12 protein-coding genes and 1 tRNA gene are annotated in these 17,651 nt (G+C 66.9%); 10 read left to right on the plus strand and 3 right to left on the minus strand.

Features of this window, described 5'->3' with window-relative positions; all coding sequences use genetic code 11:
• Nucleotides 1-159 precede the first annotated feature (159 nt).
• Both J2S96_RS01430 and J2S96_RS01435 read left to right on the plus strand, forming a co-directional pair.
• Nucleotides 160-867, plus strand: coding sequence for a TetR/AcrR family transcriptional regulator C-terminal domain-containing protein (locus tag J2S96_RS01430; RefSeq protein WP_306859166.1), 708 nt, complete (start codon nt 160-162; stop codon nt 865-867).
• Nucleotides 868-869: 2 nt separating this feature from the next.
• Nucleotides 870-1,391: a hypothetical protein gene (locus J2S96_RS01435; RefSeq protein ID WP_306859168.1), complete on the plus strand. Its 522-nt coding sequence runs from the start codon at nt 870-872 to the stop codon at nt 1,389-1,391.
• Nucleotides 1,392-1,466: 75 nt separating this feature from the next.
• On the opposite strand, the gene J2S96_RS01440 is transcribed toward J2S96_RS01435, so the two are convergent.
• Nucleotides 1,467-2,123, minus strand: coding sequence for a PAS and ANTAR domain-containing protein (locus J2S96_RS01440; RefSeq protein WP_306859170.1), 657 nt, complete (start codon nt 2,121-2,123; stop codon nt 1,467-1,469).
• 260 nt (nt 2,124-2,383) lie between these two features.
• Here J2S96_RS01440 and fdh point away from each other — a divergent pair, with 260 nt between their 5' ends.
• The 3 genes from fdh to nrfD all read left to right on the plus strand — a co-directional run bounded on the left by fdh (nt 2,384) and on the right by nrfD (nt 7,922).
• Nucleotides 2,384-5,719, plus strand: coding sequence for a formate dehydrogenase (gene fdh / locus J2S96_RS01445; protein WP_306859172.1), 3,336 nt, complete (start codon nt 2,384-2,386; stop codon nt 5,717-5,719).
• Between the two features lie 104 nt (nt 5,720-5,823).
• On the plus strand, nt 5,824-6,834 hold the full coding sequence (locus J2S96_RS01450; protein ID WP_306859174.1) for a 4Fe-4S dicluster domain-containing protein: 1,011 nt from the start codon (nt 5,824-5,826) through the stop codon (nt 6,832-6,834).
• Complete coding sequence (gene nrfD / locus J2S96_RS01455; protein ID WP_306859176.1) at nt 6,831-7,922, plus strand: NrfD/PsrC family molybdoenzyme membrane anchor subunit; 1,092 nt, start codon at nt 6,831-6,833, stop codon at nt 7,920-7,922. Before J2S96_RS01450 ends, nrfD begins: the two co-directional genes overlap by 4 nt.
• 15 nt (nt 7,923-7,937) lie before the next feature.
• Here nrfD and selD read toward each other — a convergent pair whose 3' ends face one another.
• On the minus strand, nt 7,938-8,963 hold the full coding sequence (selD, locus tag J2S96_RS01460; RefSeq protein ID WP_306859178.1) for a selenide, water dikinase SelD: 1,026 nt from the start codon (nt 8,961-8,963) through the stop codon (nt 7,938-7,940).
• A gap of 44 nt (nt 8,964-9,007) precedes the next feature.
• Here selD and J2S96_RS01465 point away from each other — a divergent pair.
• From J2S96_RS01465 to selB, 3 genes are all read left to right on the plus strand, one after another.
• A tRNA-Sec gene (locus J2S96_RS01465) sits at nt 9,008-9,102 on the plus strand.
• A 37-nt stretch (nt 9,103-9,139) separates the two neighbouring features.
• Entirely contained in the window at nt 9,140-10,471 is a 1,332-nt protein-coding gene (gene selA / locus J2S96_RS01470) for an L-seryl-tRNA(Sec) selenium transferase (protein WP_306859181.1), read from the plus strand.
• A 3-nt stretch (nt 10,472-10,474) separates the two neighbouring features.
• Nucleotides 10,475-12,271, plus strand: coding sequence for a selenocysteine-specific translation elongation factor (gene selB / locus J2S96_RS01475; RefSeq protein ID WP_306859182.1), 1,797 nt, complete (start codon nt 10,475-10,477; stop codon nt 12,269-12,271).
• Nucleotides 12,272-12,294: 23 nt separating this feature from the next.
• Here selB and J2S96_RS01480 read toward each other — a convergent pair whose 3' ends face one another.
• Nucleotides 12,295-12,570 carry a hypothetical protein gene (locus tag J2S96_RS01480; protein WP_306859183.1) on the minus strand — a complete coding sequence of 92 codons (276 nt, stop codon included), beginning with the start codon at nt 12,568-12,570 and terminating at the stop codon, nt 12,295-12,297.
• A 154-nt stretch (nt 12,571-12,724) separates the two neighbouring features.
• On the opposite strand from J2S96_RS01480, the gene J2S96_RS01485 reads away from it, so the two are divergent.
• A complete protein-coding gene (locus J2S96_RS01485; RefSeq protein ID WP_306859184.1) occupies nt 12,725-13,027 on the plus strand; it encodes a hypothetical protein in 303 nt (100 codons plus the stop codon).
• A gap of 20 nt (nt 13,028-13,047) precedes the next feature.
• On the plus strand, nt 13,048-17,508 hold the full coding sequence (locus J2S96_RS01490) for a cation-translocating P-type ATPase (protein ID WP_306859185.1): 4,461 nt from the start codon (nt 13,048-13,050) through the stop codon (nt 17,506-17,508).
• The last annotated feature ends 143 nt before the right edge of the window (nt 17,509-17,651 follow it).

A 17,651-nucleotide genomic window follows, 5' to 3' on the forward strand; every position in this document is an offset into this window, starting at 1 on the left:
TGGCCTGCTTTACAGGACCAACCTATCGAAGGACGGCGGCCGACTTCCCTTACATCACGATGGGTCCAAACCTCTACAGTGTAGACATCAGGCGTAGACTTGCGGCAGTGCAAGTGCCTTTCCGGGATTCCCGGCGGCCCGGGGAGCTCGGAGAAAATCATGGAACGTGACGACACTGCAGGGCACCGTGCGGGACCTGGCCCCCTCAACCGCAGGACTGTGCTGCGGGCGGCGTTGGATCTGGTGGATGAACACGGGCTCGAGGCGTTGAGCATGCGCCGGCTCGGGCAGGTCCTCGGCCGTGATCCAATGGCGGTATACCGGTATACCGCCAACCGGAAAGAAGTGCTCGCCGGGGTTGCGGAACTGGTCTTGGAGGAACTGGAAACGTTCCCGGACGATGTGCATTGGCAGGGCCAGCTGCGCCGGATGGCCCATGAACTGCGCCGGGTCTGCCTGCGGCATCCGAACGTGGTGCCGTTGCTGGTCACCGGTCCGCTGTCCACGCCCCTGGGTCTGCGCCCGGCCGGAACGCTGCGGCCTTTGGAGCAGATCCTGGGGATCCTGATCCGTGCCGGTTTCTCCCCGCGCGGTGCGTTGCACGTCTACCGTGCCTTTTACGGCTTCCTCTACGGACACATCCTCAACGAACTCCAGGAACTCATCGCGGACCCGCACGAAAACGAGGCACTGCTGCGACTCGGACTCCAGCGCCTGTCGCTGCGGGACTTCCCGCACCTGCGCAGCCTGGCCCCGGAGCTGCTCGAATACGACGGCGCCCAGGAGCTGGATGAGGGAATCAGCATCCTCCTGGCCGGGCTCGGGCAACACCTCAAAGACACCACCGCAGCCGCTGAAGGGGCATGATCATGAAGATTTTCCAGCGCGACCGCAGCGGCACCGCGACGGACTCGTTGCAGACGTACCTGCACAGCCACCTGATCGCCGCCGCAGCAGGCGAACGTCTCTTCGCCCACGCGGCCGGGACCTGGCGGGACTCGCCCGAGGGGGCGACCATCGCACGGCTCCGGAACGATGTTCGCACCGACAAAGACGCCCTGCACGGGATCGCCGAAACGCTCGGGATGGGCATCCCCGCCTATAAAAAGCCCTTCGCGAGGGCCGGGGCCCTGCTTGGCTCCCTCGGACCCATCAATCCCTTCCACGCCAGAACCGGCGCCGCCGAACAACTTGAACTCGAAGCCCTCATCAGCGCCGTGACCGGAAAATCGCTGCTCTGGAAGACCTTGGTGGTGTTGTCCCGCACTGAGCCACGCATCGGGCAGGACCGTGTCACAGAACTGTTGGACCGGGCCACCGCACAACTCCGCGTACTCGAAGCTCTCCTCCTCGACACGGCGCCGGACCGGTTCGCCGACCCCGACCTGTAAGACGTACGGCGGAGAACCCGGCGCCTGATGTTCGCACGTTGCGTGACCTACGTGTGCCCGGCTTGCGTGGCTTGGCTATTGGGTGGGCGTTCCGTTGTGCTGACGTGAGGTTCGCTTTGCCCATGCACCGAGGAGTTCCTTGACGCGTCCGGTTTCCGCGGCGGCAACGAGCTGGGTGGCTAGTGCCGACGCTTTGACGTTTGTGTTCTGGCTGTATGCCGCGAGCCGGTCGAATGCTTCGGTCGGGCCGATGTTGAAGTAGCCCATGAGGATGCCCTTGGCCTGTTTGATGACACTGCGGCTGGCATAGGCGTTCACTAGGGCGGAAGCGGCGGCGTGGCCGCTCTCGATCGCTATTGAACGGGTCAGGTCGACAGTGAGGCCGTGAATCGCCGTGATCTTTCCGGTTTCATCCCGGTCGGCCTCGGCGACCGTGAGGACCCGGTGCTCCCGTCCGGTGCTGTCGATGATGCGGTGGAAGTTGGATGCTTGACCGCCATCACGGGCGAGGGTTTCAATGAGCTGCCTGGCTGCATCCCTGTCCTCCGCATGCATGTGGGCGAGGACCAGGTCGCGGGTAGGAACGATTTCACCGCGCGTGTAGCGGTGCATCCGGTACAGGCCGTCGGACCACTCACTCCGGCCAGTTTCCAGCGACAGCAGAAACGAACCCGTGGGGCATACTTCGCCTTCCGGAAGGGGGAAACCGTACGACACACGGTCCTCGGACATTCGTCACCTCTTGGGAGATCGGGGCCGCCTGCGCGGCCTCCAAAGATATTAACGCCCGACCTGAGCCGCGGAAACTCCCGCAGGCCTTCATTACGAGCCTGTTCGGGCAGGTCAGTCAAGCGTGTCAGGGAGTGGCGGTAGACGTCAGGTGAGAGCCCTGGTCGAGGTACCAGAGTCGTGGCGTCCTAAAAGTGACCCGGCGGGAGAACACGCGCAACGTTGTCCTGTTGCTCCAGGCCGGGACGGGATATGCTCCTGAAATGGCATCGCGAAGTTTTCTTCAATGGCCGGTCGTCCGTCAATTGAGCACGGGGGACCTGCTTGGGCGTGGGCCGGCTGTCACCTCGGCCAAGACCAAAGCCATTGCCCCGCGCACCGCTACTGCTGACCGCGTTGTCCAGAGTGTATGCCCCTACTGTGCAGTTGGTTGCGGGCAGCGTGTCTACGTCAAGGATGAAAAGGTCGTCCAAATCGAAGGCGATCCGGACTCACCTATCTCGCGCGGCCGTCTGTGCCCCAAGGGTTCTGCCAGTGAGCAACTGGTCAATTCGCCAGGGCGGCAAACAAAGGTGCTCTACCGGGCGCCGCGGTCCACGGAGTGGGAACACCTGGACTTGGCCACCGCCGTCGAGATGGTGGCGGACCGTTTCATTGAGACGCGTCGGCGGACGTGGCAGCAGGAAGACGACCAGGGCCGGCTTCTGCGCCGTACCATGGGAATCGCTTCGCTGGGCGGGGCGACTTTGGACAACGAAGAAAACTACCTGATCAAGAAGCTCTTCACGGCTGCAGGGGCGGTGCAGACCGAGAACCAGGCCCGCATATGACACTCCGCCACGGTTCCCAGTTTGGGAACCTCGTTTGGACGCGGTGGTGCAACGCAATCACTGCAGGACATGGCCAATGCGGACTGCATCATCATCCAGGGCTCGAACATGGCCGAGTGCCATCCCGTGGGGTTCCAGTGGGTGGCGGAGGCTAAGGCCCGCGGAGCGAAGGTCATCCACATCGATCCCCGGTTCACTCGGACATCCGCGGTTTCGGATAAGCACATCCCCATCCGGGCCGGTTCTGACGTTGTGCTTCTGGGCGCGCTCATCAACTACGTGATCGCCAATGACTTGTGGTTCAAGGAGTACGTCACCGCTTACACCAACGCGGCCACGTTGGTCCACGGCGATTACCGCGATGCCGAGGATCTGGGCGGTCTCTTCTCTGGCTTCGATCCCGAAAAAAGGGCGTACGACACCTCATCGTGGGCCTATGCGGAAGAAGGGGAGGGCACGATTGGCGGGCCGGCCTCCGAGCACGAACACGGCGCTGATGCGTCCGCCCGGGCTGCCGCCGACGCCTTCGGAAGCGGCGGACCACCGCTGGAGCATGCCGAAGTACAGCGGGACGAAACCCTCCGGGACCCCCGCACGGTCTTCCAGATCGTCAAGCGGCACTACGCCCGTTACGCCCCCGAGATGGTCCGGGACATGTGCGGAATCAAAGTCGAGGATTTCGAGTATCTTGCCCGCACCATTACGGAGAACTCTGGCCGCGACCGGACAACCTGCTTCGCCTACGCCGTGGGCTGGACGCAGCACTCCCTGGGAGCCCAGTTCATCCGGGCTGCCGCGGTCCTGCAGCTTCTGCTGGGAAACGTTGGACGCCCGGGCAGTGGAATCATGGCCCTGCGCGGCCATGCCAGCATTCAGGGCTCCACGGATATTCCCACCCTGTTCAACCTGTTGCCGGGATACCTGCCGATGCCCAGCGCCGGCCGCCACGACAGCCTTGGGCAATACCTCGCAGCTGTTGGGTCGAAGCAGCAAAAGGGCTTTTGGGCCGACGCCGATGCCTACACCATCAGCCTCCTGAAGGCCTGGTGGGGTGACGCCGCGAATGAGGCCAACGACTGGGCCTACGATTACCTTCCGAGGCTGACGGGTGCGCACGGCACATACGAGACCGTCATGGGGATGCTCGACGACGAAGTGGAAGGCTACTTCCTCCTCGGCCAGAATCCTGCGGTCGGCTCAGCCCACGGCCGGATGCAGCGCCTGGGCATGTCGCACCTGAAATGGCTCGTGGTGCGCGACCTGAACCTCATCGAGTCCGCGACCTGGTGGAAAGACGGTCCTGAAATCGAGTCGGGTGAACTGCGCACCGAGGACATCGAAACCGAGGTGTTCTTCCTGCCTGCAGCAACCCACGTCGAGAAAGCCGGTTCATTCACGCAGACGCAGCGGCTGCTGCAGTGGCGGCACCAGGCTGTGGCACCACCCGGGGACTGCCAAAGCGAACTGCAGTTCTTCTTCGAGCTGGGCAAGCGGATCCGGGAGAAGCTCGCCGGGTCCGAGGACGAACGGGACCGTCCGCTGCTCGACTTGACCTGGGACTATCCCACGGATGAACACGGTGATCCGGACGCCGAGGCGGTGCTTGCCGAGATCAACGGCCGCCATTTGGACGGGCCCGACGCCGGCAAGCCTCTCTCTGCGTACACCGAACTTCGCGCCGACGGCACCACGGCGGCCGGCTGCTGGATCTACACAGGCGTGTACGCCGACGGCTTCAACCATGCCGCCAACCGGAAACCGGGCCAGGAACAGGGACCGGCCGCTCCGGAATGGGGATGGGCATGGCCGGCCAACCGCCGGATCCTCTACAACCGGGCATCGGCCGACCCTGCCGGCAAGCCGTGGAGCGAGCGGAAGAAGTACATCTGGTGGGACCAGGAACAGGGTAAATGGGTCGGCGACGACGTGCCCGACTTCCCCGTTGACCGGGCGCCGGGCAGCAACCCCCACCCGTCCGTCGGTGGCCCGGCCGCACTTGGCGGAGACGATCCCTTCATCATGCAGGCCGACGGCAAGGGCTGGCTGTTCGCGCCAAAGGGCATGGTGGACGGACCCCTTCCCACGCACTACGAGGCGCAGGAATCGCCGGTCGCGAACGCGCTGTATCCGCAGCAACAAAGTCCGGCACGACTGGTCTACCCCCGCGCGGACAACCTCAGTGCGCCGAGCGCCGGCACCAGTGGCGCAGACATCTACCCGTACGTCTTCACCACCTACCGGCTCACCGAGCACCACACAGCAGGAGGGATGAGCCGCTGGCTGCCGTACCTGTCGGAGCTGCAACCTGAGATGTTCTGCGAGGTCTCACCCGAACTGGCCGCCGAGCGCGGCCTGGAGCCCTACGGGTGGGCAACCATCATCTCGCCCCGCTCCGCCATCGAGGCGAAGGTGCTTGTTACTGACCGGATGCGGCCCCTCGCCGTGGGGGGACACACAGTGCACCAGATCGGACTTCCCTACCACTGGGGCGTCGGCAGCAATGCCGTCGTCAGCGGTGACGCGGCCAACGATCTGCTGGGTGTGACGCTGGATCCCAACGTCCAGATCCAGGAGTCCAAGGTAGCTTCCTGCGATATCCGCCCGGGCCGAAGGCCGCGTGGGAAGCAACTCCTTGACCTGGTTGCCGACTATCAGGCGCGGGCCGGATTAACTACGGAGACCAGTAACCAAGCGGTCACTGATCCGGCAGCGGAAGGCATCCAGCCCGCATCGGGCGACGATGGCCGGCCGGACGGCGGTACGGGCTGATGATCATCACCGCCACTGCCTTAGCCGAAACACACACCGACCCGCACGGATTGCGACTGCCAGTAGGCTGCGTTCCGGGCGCCGAACTGACGTTGGAGGATTAGATGGGCCAGCTGTCCGGACCGACTGACCCTACCGCCGATGCCCGCTGGGAGCACAGCCATCCGCGCAAGGGGTTCTTCACTGACACCTCCATATGCATCGGCTGCAAAGCCTGTGAGGTGGCCTGCAAAGAGTGGAACCACAATCCGCAGGACGGAGACCTGGAGTTACTGGGTTCCTCCTACGACAACACCGGTGAGCTGGGAGCCAGCACCTGGCGCCACGTCGCCTTCATCGAACAAGGCCAGGAACGCATCATCGAGGCGCGCGAATCCGGTCGCGCCCTGGTCAACCTCGGCATGCCGCGCATCGGCCCGCCAACCCAGTCAGCGCCTGCCCCGACGAACCTGGCGGAGGCGGATACAACTCCCCCTGACACTGCGGACTTCCGGTGGCTCATGTCCTCCGACGTCTGCAAGCACTGCACGCACGCCGGTTGCCTCGACGTGTGCCCTACTGGAGCCCTTTTCCGCACCGAATTCGGCACCGTGGTGGTTCAGGACGATGTTTGCAACGGCTGCGGAACCTGTGTGGCCGGCTGCCCGTTCGGCGTCATCGAGCGCCGCAGCAATGGCACGGTCAAGGTCGCCACAAGCAGGGAGGAACAGCACGCCAACCATCCCGAGGTCCCCAACGTCGGCATCGCCCAGAAATGCACGCTGTGTTACGACCGGCTGGTGGCAGATGAGACGCCGGCGTGCGCCAAGGCATGCCCGACGACGTCCATCAAATTCGGCGATCACGACGACATGGTGGAGACGGCCCGGGAACGGGTAAGCGCCCTGCACGCCCAAGGCCTGACCGAGGCGCGGCTCTACGGTGCGAACGAGAACGACGGCGTCGGCGGAACCGGATCAGTCTTCCTGCTGCTTGATGAGCCCGAGGTCTACGGGCTTCCGCCGGACCCGCGCGTCCCAACAGCCGATCTGCCCCGGATGTACCGGCGGGCGGGCATGGCGGTAGCGGGCATGGCCGCCGCGGCTGCCTTGGCTTTCCTGGGAGGACGGGCGTGACCCTTTCGGAATTCGATAGCTTCCGCCCAGCCGAACCCGCTCGCCGACGCCGGCAGGACGGCAAACGCGGCCCGGGCCGCCGCAGGGACAACGGCGACGGCTCCCGCGAAATGCCCATGGTTCCTGAGCAGGAATTCACCTCGTATTACGGCCGTCCCGTTGTGAAGCCTGCTCCCTGGGGTGATGACGTTGCCATCTATCTGTTCCTGGGCGGCGTCGCGGCCGGGTCTGCACTGCTGGGTGCCGGCGGCCAGCTGACCGGACGGCCGACGCTGTGCCGGAATGCCAGGCTGGGCGCCTTGGCAGCGGTGGGCGGCGGCGCCGTCGCCTTGGTGAAGGACCTGGGCCGGCCGGAGCGTTTCCTGCATATGTTGCGGACCTTCAAGGTGACCTCGCCGATGAGTGTGGGCTCCTGGATCCTCAGCGCCTTCAGCGCCGGGGCGGGCGTCTCAGCGGTGGCTGAAATCGACCGGATGAGCGGACATCGGCTGCCGCTGGGTCCCCTGCGCAAGGTGCTGCAGGCCGTCGAAGGACCAGCCGGCATCGAAGCTGCGGTATTCGCCGGACCGCTGGCGGCGTACACGGCTGTCCTGCTCGGCGACACCGCCACTCCTACGTGGAACGCTGCCCACGAGGAACTGCCTTTCGTCTTCGTGAGTTCGGCTTGCCTCGCTTCTGCCGGGCTCGCCATGGTCACCACACCGGTCCGGGAGGCAGGACCTGCACGGAACCTGGCCGTGCTCGGCGTCGTGGGTGACGTGGTGGCCATGAAGGTGATGGAGCGCCGGATGGATCCTATCGCGGCGGAACCCCTGCATCAGGGCAAAGCCGGGGCCATGCTCAAGTGGAGCGAGCGGCTGGCGGTGGCCGGCGGTTTGGGCGCCCTCCTGGGCGGCCGTAACCGCGTGGTGGCTGCCGCTTCCGGACTGGCGCTCCTGGCCGCTTCGGCACTGACCCGCTTCGGCGTGTTCGAGGCGGGCATAGCCTCTGCCAAGGATCCGCGGTACACCATCGAACCGCAGAAGAACCGGCTTGCGGCCCGCCGCGCAGCGGGCGTGACCGGGGACGCGATCACCACCGGCAGTTGATCGAACAGCTTGGCCTCAGCGGATTTCGATGCCCGGGCCCGCTGTGGTGTGTCCGATCACGGGGTACCCGGGCAACTCGCCGACCACCAGCAGCCCGCCGGAGGTCTGGGCGTCGGCAAGAAGCAGCAGCTCGTCTTCGCTGACGCCGGGAGCAGCGCCTAGATGCGGCCGGACCCACTCGAGGTTACGCCGGGTCCCGCCGGAGACGAAGCCGTCCCGCAGCGCCGCGCGTGCCCCTGCGACCAGCGGCACGGCCTTCACGTCGATCACCGCGCCCACTTCCGAGGCGCGGACCATTTTGAAGAGATGTCCTAGCAGGCCAAAACCCGTTACGTCGGTCGCTGCCCGGACACCAGCGGCAACCGCGGCATCGGCAGCGTCCCGGTTCAGGCGTGCCATCGTTTCCACGGCTTCTGCGAACACCTCACCGGTTTGCTTGTGCCGGTTGTTGAGGAGTCCGACGCCGATGGGCTTGGTGAGTGTGATGGGCATACCTGGCTGGGCGGCGTCATTGCGGAGCAAACGGTCCGGATGGGCAACGCCCGTGACGGCCATGCCGTACTTCGGCTCCGGATCGTCAATGGAGTGGCCGCCGAGCACGGGGCACGCCGCCTCCGAGGCAACGCTCAGTCCGCCGCGGAGGACTTCGGTCATCAACTCCATCGGCAGGACGCCCCGGGGCCAGCCGACGAGGTTGATGGCCGTGATCGGGCGGCCGCCCATCGCGTAGATGTCAGAAAGGGCATTGGCAGCGGCGATGCGTCCCCAGTCAAACGCATTGTCGACAACGGGAGTAAAGAAGTCCGCGGTGGTCAAGACGGCCAGGTCGTCACGCACCAGGACCGCTGCCGCATCGTCGCCACTCTCAAGGCCAACCAGCACTTCGGCGCCAGGCTGGCCGATGAGGCCGCGGACCGCATCTTCGAGCTCGCCCGGTGGTATTTTGCAGGCACAGCCGCCGCCGTGGGCATAGTCGGTGAGCCGGAGCGCGCCGGTGGCCCCGTCATCGAGTTGCTGGACAGACGTCTTAACCTCATTCATTCGCCCAGCGTACCCCTGCGGGGCAAGCTGCTATATTGGGGCGCGGTGGCGTCCGGGTCCTGGTGGGCCCCCCGGTCTTCAAAACCGGTGAGGCGGAGCATCTCTGCCTGGCGGGTTCGATTCCCGTCCGCCACCGCCAACTACCGGCAGTGCACGCGGCGATGTAAGGAGGGGCTGTGGACCAGATCGATCCGCGGCGCCTGATTCCGCGCACCAACGACCTGCTGGCCCTACCGGCCGTCCGCGAGGCCCGGACGCGGCTGAATGAGAGCGTCATCCGCGACCTCGTCCGGCACGTCCAGGAGCAGGCCCGGTGCGGCGAGCTCCCGCCCGGGCAGGTTGAGCCGACATTGGTGGCCGCCCTTGCGGCCCGGCACGCAACAACGCTGCGCCCGGTGCTTAACGCAACCGGCGTCATCGTCCACACCAACCTCGGGCGGGCACCCCTCTCTGCAGGCGCGGTTGACGCCCTCGTCGCAGCCAGCGGCTACGTGGACGTGGAGCTGGACCTGTCGGACGGAAGCCGCTCGCGCCGAGGAGCCGGTGCCAGGGCGGCGCTGCTCGCAGCTTGTCCCGCCGCCGAAGACGCCCTGGTGGTTAATAACGGAGCCGCGGCGCTGGTACTGGCCACCACAGCATTCGCCGCCGGGCGCGAGGTGGTGGTGAGCCGCGGGGAACTAGTTGAGATCGGCGCCGGTTTCAGGTTGACCGACTTGATGGAATCGACGGGCGCAAGGCTTCGCGAGGTGGGCACCACCAACCGGACACACCTGCATGACTACGCCGGAGCCCTGGGGCCGGAAACGGGCTGCGTCCTGAAGGTCCATCCCAGCAACTTCCGCGTTGACGGATTCACGTCCGCTGTTCCGCTGCACGAACTGAGCCCGCTGACACGGGCCAACGAGGTGCCGCTCGTGGCCGACCTGGGCAGCGGCCTACTTGCACCCGACCCGCACCTCCCTGATGAACCTGACGTTGCTTCAGCCTTGGCGGCCGGGGCCGACGTCGTCATTGCCAGCGGGGACAAACTGCTGGGCGGACCCCAGGCCGGTTTGCTGCTGGGGCGCAAGGAAATCATCGCGCGGTTGGCCCGCCACCCGCTCGCCCGTGCCGTCCGGGCTGACAAACTCGCCCTCGCCGCCCTCGAGGCGACCGTTGCTGGCGGCGAGCCGCCCGTGGTGCAGGCGCTGCACGCCGACGTCGGACAATTGCGGTGCCGCACCGACCGGCTCGCCGGAGCCCTCGGCGTACCTGTAGTGCCGCATGACGGCCGGGTTGGTGGCGGGGGTGCCCCTGGTTTCCCTCTTCCTGGGTGGGCGCTCCAGCTTCCCGAGGGGCTTGCATCGCTCCTGCGTACGGGCAACCCGGCAGTGCTGCCGCGTGTCCACGAGGGCTCGTGCCTCGTCGATCTGCGCTGTATTCCGGCAGGGGATGACGACCGGGTCCTCGAAGCGGTACGCCGGGCCATTGCAAGCCTCGAGGTTGCAGACGCGGGCAGGGCGGGCTGAGCGGTGCACGTCATTGCCACTGCCGGACACGTCGATTCCGGCAAAAGCACCTTGGTCCGCGCATTGACCGGCATGGAGCCGGACCGCTGGGAAGAGGAACGGCGCCGCGGGCTGACCATCGACCTGGGGTATGCGTGGACCACGTTGCCCTCCGGACAGGACGTGGCGTTCGTTGACGTACCGGGCCACGAACGCTTCCTGGGCAACATGCTCGCTGGAATCGGTCCGGCGCCGATCGTCTGCTTCGTCGTCGCGGCCGATGAGGGCTGGCAGGCACAATCAACCGACCACCGGGACGCCGTGGCTGCGTTGGGCATTGAACACGGCGTTGTGGTCCTCAGCCGCGCGGACAGGGCGTCCGCGCAGCGGGTTGCCGACGTGTTGGCCCGGGCCCGCGTCGAACTGGCCGGAACCGGCCTGAGGGACGCGCCCGCAGTTGCGGTGTCGGCCATCGATGGCACCGGCTTGGCCGAGCTGCGCTCAGCGCTCGACGGCGTACTCGCCAACGTGCCTCCTCCCACCACCGATGGGCGGGTCCGGTTGTGGGTGGACCGCTCGTTCACTATCACCGGTTCCGGAACGGTGGTGACCGGAACGCTCGCAGCGGGAACCATCGTCCAAGGGGACCGGCTGAGCCTGCTCGGTCACTTCGGTTCCCGGCCCGTCGTCGTCCGTGGCCTGCAAAGCCGCGATACCTCGTACACCTCGGTAGGCCCCGTCAGCCGGGTGGCGCTGAACCTGCGGGACATTTCCGCCCCGGACATCCGGCGCGGGGACGCATTACTGACCCCGGATGCGTGGCCCAGCACCGGCGTCGTGGGCATCCAGAGGACCACCGGCGTGGCTTTTACGGAGGTGCCGGAGCAGCTCATGGTCCATGTTGGCACTGCATCCGTGCCGGCCCGGCTGCGTCCTTTCGGCGCAGACCACGCCCGCCTCGTCCTCGACAGGCACCTGCCGCTCGTCGTCGGAGACAGGTTGGTGCTCCGAGACCCCGGAAGCCGGTCGGTGCTGGGCGGGGCACGCATCCTCGACGCCGATCCGCCGTCCCTGCGGCGGCGGGGCGACGGCGCCCACTGGGTGCAGCGGCTTGCAACAATGGACCCGGCAGGGGACGTGCTGGGGGAAGTGGCCGCCCGCGGAGCCGTGCGCCCTGAGCACCTGCGCCGGCTGGGATTGCTGTCCGGGCACGACGCCGAGCCGCCCTCCGGCGTAGAGGTGATCGATGACTGGTGGGTGCACGCTCCTGTCCTTAAAGCATGGCAGCACCAGCTGCGCAGCGCAGTCCAGGCACTGGAAGAACGCGACCCCCTGACTCAGGGTCTCTCGATGGGCGCGGCCCGCGATCTGCTTCAGTTGCCCGACGAAAAGTTGCTCTCCCACGTCATCGACGGCGCAGCCCTGGAACGGCACGGCGGTCACGTCCAGTTGCCCGGCAGCCACGGGAACCTCGGCGCCGTTGAGGCGTCGGTTGCAGAGTTGGAGCGCCGGCTCAGCGCGGACACGTTCCAAGCCCCGGAAGCCGATGAGCTGGCTGCGCTGGGCCTGGGCGCACGTGAACTGGCTGCCGCCGAACGCGCCGGGCGGTTGCTGCGGTTGCGTGACGGGGTGGTGCTGCTGCCAACGGCGCCAGCCCTCGCGATGCGCGCCCTCGCCGGCTTGGAACAGCCCTTCACCACGAGCCAGGCGCGCCAAGCGCTGGGCACGACCCGCCGGGTTGCGGTTCCGCTGCTGGAACACCTTGATTCACGGGGCTGGACCCGACGTCTTGATGCCGGGCACCGGACGGTGGTGCGCTGACCGACGCCCGCTGGTTTGGATTGTCAGGCCGATTCGAGTGCTTCGCCGAATTCCTGCAGGGCTTTGTTGTTGCTCGCGTGGGCGATCAGGTGGCCGGCCGCGACGATGGCCGCGACGGGCCATTCAATCAGTCCGGCGGCCGCTACGAGGCCCACGCCCGCGATGAAGGCCAACTCGCCTTTGGGCGGCAGATGGATGGTGCCGAGCCCTTCGAAGTTGATCGAGATCGAGCCGAACCCCGGAGTGGAAAGGGTGTTCGATGTGCTCGCCGGACCGGAATTGCTGGCTTGATTGGCCATGATCGCTCCTTCGATACCAAGTCGGGTCGTGGTCTGTACGTGACCTCTCGCGCCCGTGGTCCATTGGTCCTAGTATGGGCTTCATCGGCGGGGTGCGCCAGCAGGGACTCTAACGGGCGCACCGGTGCGTGAGGGACTTACTCAAGGAGGGGCTGTGGCCACTGCAGGGCAGAACAAGAGCGAAGCGCCGGAGCAGGAACGTACGGAAGGCTCCGCGGGGGCGGCCGCGGCGCCGGGAAAGGTGACGATCACGCTGCCCTCGCTGGCGAACCTCCCGCCCTTGCCGCCCGTGCAGATGGAGCCGAAAAGGCTTTTGTGGCTTGGTGGCTTAGCTGCCCTGGGCGTGATCGGGGTGCTGGAGTGGCCCGTCGTGGCCGTGGTCGGGGTTGGCAGCTACGTCGCTGAGCGTTTTGCGCGCGACGAGCTTCGCAAGGCCCGGACGGACCGGCATTCGTAACTGCGCTTAGCTTGCCGGCGGTGTCCTTCTTCTCGGCAGCGATCCAGGCCCTGGTTGAGCCGTCGCGGAGGCTGGGGCGGCCGTCCTTGCCCCGGCGCCTGCTTGACGTCATAGTCCCGACGCAGGTCGCGGGGCGTCGGGCCTGGGCGGCCCAGGGGCGTGCCGCGATCGAGGTTCCGGGGATCGAGCTGCCGGGAACCGAGGGTTTCGCGTCCCGTCTGGAGGAGGCGCTGGAACGGCACCCGGCAGTTCAGTGGGCTGGTGTGAACGCGCCGTTGGGGCGAGTCATTATCGGACTGTCCATGGAGCCGGCGCCTTTGGAGGAACTGGTAGGGATCGTCCGGGCGGTGGAGAATCGTTTCGGGCCCGGGGTACGTCAGGGCGGCACGCCGGTTGATCCGGCGCCGGCGGAACGGGCCGCCGTCGAACTCGCGGCGGAGGTCGCCGGCCTTGCCGCGGCACTCGCAGTGCGCCTGCTCCGCGTCCCGCCGGTGGCGGCCGAACTCGCAGCCGGCGTTTCGATCGTGGACAGCACACCGAGGTTGCGCGGATATGTGGAGCGCGCCTTGGGACAGCCGAGAGCCGACACCGCCATCGCTTTGGCGAGCGCCACCGTCCAGGCCTTGTCGCAAGGATTCGCCGGTCTAGCGGTGGATGCAGCCATGAGGGGCCTGATCTTGCGGGAGGCCGGTGCGGAGGCAGCCTGCCGGCGGGCCGCCGCGTACAAGTACTCGGCAACGAAGGATGGTGCCTCTGCGGAGGCCCCCGGTCCTGGGCATGCCCAGAGGGCCGGGCCGATCGAACGGTGGGGCGACTGGGCCGGGGCTCTTGGGCTGTCCGTTTTTGGCGTCGGGCTTGCGGGCACCGGCAGCCCGTGGCAGGCGGCCGGTGTGGCGGTTGCGACGCTTCCCAAGCCCGGGCGGGTGGGCCGGGAAGCATTCGCCGCTCAACTCGGGACAGCCTTGTCGCTGCGCGGAGCTGTTGTTGTCGATCCGGAGGCGTTGCGCAGACTGGACCGTGTGGACACCGTCGTGCTTGACGCGGACGTCTTTGTCACCGCCCGGTACGTCATGGTCTCATCGGTCCCATTGCATGGCTCCGATCCGAGGCAGGTGGCAGAGAAGCTGCATGCATTGTTCCGGTCAGATGATCCCGCTGCGGTGCAGCGGGACGGTGCCTGGACTCTTGGCCCGGTGGAGGAGCTGACAGTGGTGGGGCGCCGCGGGGTGCGGGAGCGGCACCGGATCGAGTCAGAGGCTGCCATGGTGCTGGGGTTGACCCACGGCACGCGGCTGATCGCGGTGGCCGGGGTAGCTGCCGAGCCGCACCAATACCTGGACGCAGTAGCCGCGGCCTGTCGCCGCTGCGGCTGCCGGGTCGTCGTTGCCGGCGATCCCGGGCACTTGGGGCCGCTGGGCGGCATGGCTGATGAAGTCGGTGCAGGCGGTTTGGCGCTGCCTGGGTTGATTCGTTCATTTCGCGAGACCGGGTCAACGCTGATGCTCTTGTCCGCAAACACGCAAGCCTTGTCCGAGGCCGACATCGGTATCGGAATCGGCTCTGCGCCGGAGATCCCGGTGTGGGGCGGGGACATCCTGGTCAGTGAGGAACTGGAACTCGCTCCGATGCTGATCGAGGCCTGCAACATTGCGGCGGGGGTGAGCCGGGACAGTACACGGCTCGCCCAGGCGGGCACCGTCGTGGGCGCGGTAGCCGCGATGATGGGTGCTCCCAGCGCAGGGGCTTCCCGGTCGATGCTGGCGGTCAACGCCGCGTCGGCGGTTTCCCTTGTCCTAGGCGTACGGGCCGCGGTGCAGTTGGCGCGGCGTCCCGTGGTTCCCGGGATCTCTTCCGTTCCGTGGCATGCCATGCCTCCAGAGGCGGTCTTGGAGCATTTGGCTTCGTCCCGGGATGGCTTGACCGCCGAGCAGGTGCGAGCCAGGCAGGCCCAGGGCGGCGTTTCGGGTACTGCTCCGGTTTCGTTCCTGGGGGCTGCTGCGGAAGAGCTCGCCAATCCTCTGACTCCGGTTCTGGGCGCCGGGGCCTCGCTGTCGGCCGCAATCGGCGCGGTTGTCGATGGGGTGCTCATCGCAGCGGTGGCTGTGCTCAGTGGAGTGATCGGCGGGATCGAGCGCCTCCGCACGGACCGGGCACTGAAGGTGCTGGTGGGTGGGTCCGCCGTGGTCGCGGGAGTGCACCGGAACGGCACTGCGTCCGAGGTGGTCGCAAGCCAGCTGGTTCCGGGTGACATCGTGGACCTTGGGGCAGGTGATGTTGTTCCGGCGGACTGCCGGGTCATTGAAACGGCAGGTCTGGAGGCCGATGAGTCCTCTCTTACAGGTGAGGCGTTTCCGGTCTCCAAGGACGCGGCGGCGGTGATCGCAGATTTGCCCGCAGAGCGGACGTCGATGCTTTATGAGGGAACGACGGTAGCTTCGGGGCGGGCGGTGGCTGTAGTGGTTGCGACGGGAGTTGCGACGGAGGCCGGACGGAGCGCCGCGGCGAGCCGGGAGGGTGCCGGGACAAGCGGTGTCGAAAAACGTCTGGCGGCGATCACGAAGGTCACGGTCCCGCTCACTATTTCATCGGCCCTTGCCGTGGTCACGGCCGGCCTGGCGCGAGGGAAGTCGCTTCGAAGCACGGCAGGGGCGGGACTGAGCCTGGCCGTTGCTGCGGTGCCTGAAGGTTTGCCGTTCCTCGTGAGCGCAGCGCAATTGGCCGCGGCGCGCCGGTTGTCCGCGCACGGTGTTCTCGTGCGGAACCCACGCACCATCGAAGCACTGGGCAGAGTCAATGTCCTCTGTTTCGACAAGACCGGAACGCTGACAAGGGGCCGGATCGTTTTGGAGGCGGTCAGCAACCCGGGGGAGGAGCCCGTCCCTGTCAGGACTTTGGGGGCAGAAGGCCGGAGAGTGCTCGCCGCTGCCTTGCGGGCCACACCGGAAAAACCGCCGGGCCGAAAACTCGAGCACTTCACCGACCGCGCGGTAACAAACGGTGCAAAGGAAGCCGGCGTATCCCGCGGGGTGCGCGAGGCTTCCTGGCGCAGGCACGGAGCTCTTGCCTTTGAACCTGCCCGCGGCTATCACGCTGCCGCCGGATCCGCCGCCGGACAGGCGCTGCTCAGTGTCAAGGGTGCGCCGGAAACGGTCCTTCCCCTCTGTACCGGGATCCTCCGCCATGGCAGGGTCCTGCCCCTCGACAGCAAGGAAACTCGCCGAATCGGTCACCAAATCGACCGGCTGACCGGCCGCGGTTACCGGGTGCTCGCCGTCGCCGAGCGCCAGGCAGCAAATAAGGACACAGATTCCGGCGTCCTGGACCGGGAGGACGTACAGGACCTGACCCTTCTCGGGTTCCTTGCCTTGAACGACCCCGTCAGGTCCGCGGCGGCGCCTTCGCTCGGGACGCTGCGCGCGGCGGGGGTACAGATCATCATGATCACCGGTGATCACCCCGGAACAGCCAAAGCCGTAGCGGAGCGGCTCAGGCTTCTCAACGGCGGCCAGGTGCTGACCGGGGCACAAATGGACGCGCTCAGCGATGACGACCTTGACCGCGTTCTTCCCTCCGTTGCCGTCATCGCCCGCGGAACTCCGGCGCACAAGGTCCGGGCGGTGCAGGCGTTCCAGCGCCTGGACCGGACGGTGGCGATGACCGGAGACGGCGCCAACGACGCGCCGGCCATCCGGCTGGCGGACGTCGGGATCGCCCTGGGAAGGAGGGGAACCCCGGCGGCCCGCGCCGCAGCAGATCTGGTTGTGACCGATGACCGGCTTGAGACGATCATTACGGCGCTGGTCGAAGGCCGTTCGATGTGGGCCTCGGTCCGGGAAGCACTGGGAATCCTGGTCGGAGGCAACCTCGGAGAAATCGCCTTTACGGTCCTGGGTGCGGCCTTATCCGGGCTGTCCCCGCTGGGTGCCCGCCAACTGCTTCTCGTCAACCTGCTTACCGACCTCGCGCCAGCCCTTGCCATTGCCCTGCGACCGCCGCACGCCATGTCGGCCCAGGCGCTCCTGGCCGAAGGGCCCGAAGCGTCATTGGGATCGGCGCTGGTCCGCGACATCGGGGCGCGCGCCCTGACGACCGCGGTGGGGGCCGGGGCGGCCTGGCTCGCGGCCACGGCGCTCGGCTTCGGGCCCGCCGCGCCGACCATCGCCTTGGCCGGCCTGATCGGAACCCAGCTTGGGCAAACCCTGGTTTCCGGAACTCCGACCCGGGGTGTCATCATCAGCGGTATCGGGTCGGTCGCCCTGCTCGCGGCCGTTATCCAGAACCCGGTGCTCAGCGCTTTCTTCGGTTCTGTGCCCCTTGGTTTGGCTGGCTGGGCCCTGGCCGCCACAGCAGGTGCCGCGGCCGTCGCACTTTCCTTGCTTCTACCGCGGATCAGCTCCTATTTCGTTCGGGCCGCCGGGAGCAAGGGAGCAGAATCAGGCTCTTATGTGTCGCGCGCGTTTCACGGCCTGATCCCCGCCTAAGGGGACTCCGGCAAGGGGCCTCCGACCTGATGCCGGAGGCGGAGTCGTTCGTTGAGCCGGCATTCACCTTCCGTCCATGTCAGGACAGTACGGTGACTGGGTTAGTCCGCGCCCCATGAACAGCAGGCGGAAAGCCGATCGGC

The organism is Arthrobacter bambusae (assembly GCF_030812595.1).
In the GTDB taxonomy this organism is placed as follows: domain Bacteria; phylum Actinomycetota; class Actinomycetes; order Actinomycetales; family Micrococcaceae; genus Arthrobacter; species Arthrobacter bambusae_B.